Origin of the sequence: Bradyrhizobium valentinum (assembly GCF_001440405.1) — a bacterium.
GTDB lineage: Bacteria > Pseudomonadota > Alphaproteobacteria > Rhizobiales > Xanthobacteraceae > Bradyrhizobium > Bradyrhizobium valentinum.
The window spans coordinates 1-4,806 of record NZ_LLXX01000056.1; the positions used below are offsets into that span (position 1 = coordinate 1).

Consider the following 4,806-nt stretch of genomic DNA (forward strand, 5'->3'; position numbering starts at 1 on the left):
GGCGCAGGCGTCGCATTGCCGGCGGTCGCAGGCCCGCCTGGCGCCGGGCTGGCCGCTGCAGCAGCCTGGGGCTGGGCGCCCGGATTGATCCAGCAGACGTGGATACGGCTGTCGAGCGTTTCGGCCACCTTGGGATCGATCTGCCCGCCAAAGCGGGTCAGGCAGCGGAAGGTCGCCTGGACGTGGCCGCCGGGGCAGCCGAACCGGTCATAGAGATCGAGGTGCCGAAATGCAGTATCCAGGTCGTCGCGCCACATCAGGCGAACCACCCGGCGGCCGAGCCAGACGCATTCGGGGTTTCCGGCCGGGCCATTGATAGCCTGGGCCGCCTCGACGAACTCGTCGGCCTTGCGCTGGTTGTCCTTGTTGGCATCAGCGGTGCTGGCGGCCGGCGGCTTGCCGGATTGATCCTGGGGGGCGGGGGTGCCGCTCTGGGCAAACGCGCCAGCCGATCCGATCAGGAGGGCCAGGCCGGCCGCGGCAAAGCGCCTAAAAACCACAACTCTTGGATCAAGCACCCGTCGACGCATAAATTCCCCGATTAGTTTCCTGCCGCGCCAAGCGGCTGGTGGTGGTGGCCCGGCTTGTTGCCGCCCAAATAGGTCCCCAATACGGCGGACACCTTGGCGATTCACATGACGGGTATTTCTGATTTTGTCCAGCAAAGTCACAACTTTATCACCTCGGCGGTGAAACTGCCGCAGGGAACGGGGGGCGGAATTGACTATCCGGCATCTTGGCAGAACGCCGATGAACGGGTAATCGACTGTCCCCGCCCGGAGGATGGAACCGATTTCTCTTCGTACGCCGCTGGCGCTTCTCCTTTCGTCGCTAGGTATGATCGCGGCCCTTTGGTGGTGGCTTGCCACGCCGATCACGCTTGTGCGCGCACCGATCGACCCCAACGCAAAACTGCAATGCGTTTCCTACGCCCCGTTCCGCGGCGCGCAGACGCCCCTGATTCCGAGCACGCAGATCCCTCCTGAACAGATCGCGCAGGATCTGGCGCAGCTCGCCAAGATCACCGACTGCGTGCGGACCTACTCAATCGAGAACGGGCTCGATCAGGTTCCGGCGCTGGCCGCCAAGGTGGGACTGAAGGTGATCCAGGGGATCTGGCTCTCCAGCAACCGGATCAAGAACCTCGCCCAGATTTCGGTTGCGATCGAACTGACCAAGGAACACCCCGATGTCATTACGGCGCTGGTGGTCGGCAACGAGGTGCTGCTGCGCGGCGAGATGACGACATCGGATCTCGCGGCCCATATCCGCTCGGTCAAGTCGCGGGTCACCGTGCCGGTCACCTATGCCGATGTCTGGGAATTCTGGCTGCGCAACCGCGAGGTCTACGACGCCGTCGATTTCGTCACGATCCACATCCTGCCTTACTGGGAAGACATGCCGGTGCGGGCGAAACACGCCGCCGGCCATGTCGACGATATCCGCAAGCGGATGGCGGTCGCGTTTCCGAACAAGGAAATCCTGATCGGCGAGACCGGCTGGCCGAGCGCCGGGCGGATGCGTGAAGGCGCGCTGCCGTCACGCACCAACCAGGCGCGCGTCGTGTCCGAAATCCTCGACCTCGCCAAGCGCGAAAAGTTTCGGGTCAACCTGATCGAGGCCTACGACCAGCCGTGGAAGCGTGAGCTCGAGGGCACCGTCGGCGGCTATTGGGGTATGATCGATGACGCGCAGCGGGCGGTGAAATATCCGCCGGGCGAGCCGATCAGCAATTATCCGCTCTGGAAACTGCACATGGCATCCGGGATGGCGCTCAGCGCCGTCGTCTTCCTGGCGGGCTGGCTGACGCTGCGGCGGCGGCCATGGAAGCCGCGGCTGGCTTCGTGGATCGCGGTCGGGACCTCGGCGACGACCGCGGGCATGCTGTTCGGGGTCGCTGCCGACAAGATGCTTTACGAAAGCTACGGCGCCGGCGGCTGGCTGCAATGGGGGGCGCTGCTCGCGGCCGCCATGGCTTCACCGATGCTATGCGCGAACGCTGCAATGTCCGGCCGGCCGCTGCCGACATTCCTCGAACTGCTCGGACCGCGCGAGGGCCGAACCAAATCGGTGCTGACGGCGCTGCTCGGCGTCGTGCTTGGTGTCACCACGCTGATCGCGGCGGAGACCGCGCTCGGCTTTACGTTCGATCCGCGCTACCGCGACTTTCCGTTCGCTTCGCTGACCATGGCGGTGGTGCCGTTCGCGGCGCTGATGCTGCTCAACCGGCCGATGGAGGGCGTGCGCCCGATTGCCGAATCCGCTTTTGCGGGCCTGCTGGTCGCGGCCGCGCTCTTCATCGGCTTCAACGAGGGCAACCAGAACTGGCAGGCGATGTGGACCTGCGCGATCTATTTGCTGCTGGCGTTTACGCTGTGGCGGGCGCGGGCCGTGCAAATCCCAAAATGAGCAGGCCGATCGCAATTCCCGACAGCGCGATATTGTAGAGCACGATCCCGAATCCCGCCGCGATCAGTCCGCCCGTCAGCAGCACGATCGACGGCCGCATGACGTGGAGCGTCGCGATGATCAGCGCGGCGATGCCGAATACCGAATTCTTGAACAAATAGGTGGCGAGCGTCCGCGACTTGCACAGCATGGTTTGCAGGCCGGCGTCGCATGCCAGCGCGACGGTTGAGAGCTCGATCGCGAGATAGCGCAGATAAAGCGCGTAGCCGACGGTGACGAAGCCGACCACCAACAGGAATTGAACTTGATAGGGCGTGAGCCGGAACGGTGATTTTTTCATTCGCGCAATATGGTCGGGATTAGCTGCCGGGACAAGCGTCCGCCAAGGCAGAGAACAAGGATCAGAAATTCGCTGTAACGCCCTGTAAAAACTCCTCATCCTGAGGAGCCCGCGGAGCGGGCGTCTCGAAGGATGTAGGCCACAGACCGGGCCTCATGGTTCGCCCGGCGATGCGAAGCATCGTCCGGAGACGCGCGGAGCCTGTCATCGGGCCGCGCTACGCGCGGACCCGCTGGCGCTCCTCACCATGAGGGGCAAGGAAAATCAAAAACTTATTGCGTGTTCTTCCTGCCGAAGATGGTCGACAATGTCGTCTGCGCTGGCGCCGGCGTTGTCACTGGCGGCGCTTCCGGCTTCTTCGAGACGTCTTCGACAACGACCGCCGCTCGCTTGGCGATGACGCGCCGGCGCGGCATCGGCTTGGCGGCCGTGGGCGGCGGGTCGTCGGATTTGAGCGACAGCCGCTGGCCGTCGAAGATCGCGGTCTCGCAAGGCCGGTTGTTTTCGGTGAGCACAGCGCAGATCTTGGCGGCGGCGCCGGCGTCGTTCAAGGGGCCGGCGACCAGGCGAAGCTGCATGCCGAGGCCGTTGGTGCTTTCCTTGATGACGATGATCGGGCGCAGCGCTGTCAGGGGCGCGTTCGATCTCGATTTCAACAACCCGCGCCACAACGCGCGCAGCCCGTTCACCGAATTGGCGGTGCCAAGATCGACCCCGAACTCGGTCCGCTGCAGGGAGACGATCGGCGCGGCTTCGTCCGCCTCCGAATCGGTTTCCGATGGTGCCAACGCCACGACATCGGGGATCGGACTCGCGATCACCGAGCTCGCCGTCTTGCCCGGCTCGATCAGCTTGCCGGCTGCGGGATCGGGCGGGGCCATCATCGATTGCGCTGAAACCAGCGGCGTGGCCGGCGAAGGCCTGGCGGGCTCCGGCTTGACCGCGTCGGCCTTTGCCGTTTCAGGCTTGGCTTCAGACTTGGCGCTTTCCGCTTTGGCTGCGTCCGTTTTCGCGGCATCCTTTGCGACGGAGGAAGCCGCCGCCGGGGCCGGTTCGGCGGTGGTGACGCTGGACGTGGGTCTGTCGGTGACAGGCGCTGTGGCCGGGGCGGTCGCTACCGTCGCGACGGCTGGCGACGGTGGCGGGTTTTGCGCGGCCTGCGGTTCCGCATTTGCAACAGACGGCGAAGCGGAGGCGGAACCCTGCCGGGCGATGGTGCCGGTGACGGAATCGAGCCCCTGTTCCAGGCTGGTGACACGGGAATACAGCCTGTCTCGATCGCTATTGAGCGTGTCGATCGCGGCAGCGAGCCGCCGCGCCTCGTTCTGGGTTTCCTTGGCTATGAGCTGGATCTGCTGCCCCTGCCTGGTGATATCAGCGGCGGCGACCTGTTCGCGCTTCAATCCGAGCGACGACTGGTTGGCCATTACGGCCAGAATCACCGCAGCCGTGGCGCCGACGCCCCAGGATCCGAGCCGCCACAGCGCGCGGCGGTCGAGTTCGCCTTCCTCGGCCAGCAGGTTGCTCAGCACGCCACCGCTGTCATCCGTCTCGAAGTCTGCGAGATGGTCGGTTTTTTTGGCCAAACGCCCTTGGCCCTCCTCGAGGCCTGCCGAATCACAGGGCAAACATTAACAGGAAATGCGCCGGCCACTTGAATCCGGACGTTTTCGGGGCAGCGAATCGGTTTGATCTCCGGGGGAAAACAATTAAAGACGGCCGGCGCCATCTGTGTTGCCCGCAAAGGAATGGAATGACCGTGCGATCCAGCCTGACTGTCGTGCTTGCGGCCGGTGAGGGGACCCGGATGCGATCCTCCCTGCCGAAGGTCCTGCACCCCGTCGCCGGCCAGCCGCTGCTGGCCCATGTGCTGGACGCAGCCCCGCACGGCGACGGCGCTTCGCTTGCGGTCGTGATCGGGCCGGACCACAAGCCGGTGGCCGACGAGGTCAGGCGCGTGCGCCCTGATGCGGCGACCTTCATTCAGGCCGAACGCCTCGGCACCGCGCATGCCGTGCTGGCGGCCCGCGAGGCGATCGCGCGCGGCTCAGACGATT

The 4,806-nt window shown here is 65.1% G+C and carries 5 protein-coding genes; 2 read left to right on the forward strand and 3 right to left on the reverse strand.

Going from position 1 to position 4,806, the window contains the following annotated elements; genetic code table 11:
* Window positions 1-530, reverse strand: a 530-nt coding sequence (locus CP49_RS09715) for a hypothetical protein (protein WP_057850052.1), incomplete at its 3' end; no start/stop codon positions are given.
* A gap of 253 nt (window positions 531-783) precedes the next feature.
* Between CP49_RS09715 and CP49_RS09720 the strand changes: the two genes are divergently transcribed.
* Window positions 784-2,409 carry a glycoside hydrolase family 17 protein gene (locus tag CP49_RS09720; protein ID WP_197423061.1) on the forward strand — a complete coding sequence of 542 codons (1,626 nt, stop codon included), beginning with the start codon at window positions 784-786 and terminating at the stop codon, window positions 2,407-2,409.
* Here the strand turns inward: CP49_RS09720 and CP49_RS09725 are convergent.
* Window positions 2,369-2,749 carry a hypothetical protein gene (locus CP49_RS09725; protein WP_057850050.1) on the reverse strand — a complete coding sequence of 127 codons (381 nt, stop codon included), beginning with the start codon at window positions 2,747-2,749 and terminating at the stop codon, window positions 2,369-2,371. The two genes, CP49_RS09720 and CP49_RS09725, sit on opposite strands and share 41 nt — an antisense overlap.
* Window positions 2,750-3,021: 272 nt before the next feature.
* The gene (locus CP49_RS09730; RefSeq protein WP_057850051.1) at window positions 3,022-4,335 is read right to left on the reverse strand and encodes a hypothetical protein; all 1,314 of its coding nucleotides are present in this window, start codon (window positions 4,333-4,335) and stop codon (window positions 3,022-3,024) included.
* A 167-nt stretch (window positions 4,336-4,502) separates the two neighbouring features.
* Here CP49_RS09730 and CP49_RS09735 point away from each other — a divergent pair.
* Window positions 4,503-4,806 (forward strand): NTP transferase domain-containing protein (locus CP49_RS09735; protein WP_156438221.1); only part of this gene is annotated, 304 nt, incomplete at its 3' end.

Bases quoted from the DNA above. Each gene is read 5' to 3' on its own strand.
- CP49_RS09720 (WP_197423061.1), top strand. From the start codon at position 784: ATGGAACCGATTTCTCTTCGTACGCCGCTGGCGCTTCTCCTTTCGTCG.
- CP49_RS09725 (WP_057850050.1), bottom strand. From the start codon at position 2,749: ATGAAAAAATCACCGTTCCGGCTCACGCCCTATCAAGTTCAATTCCTG.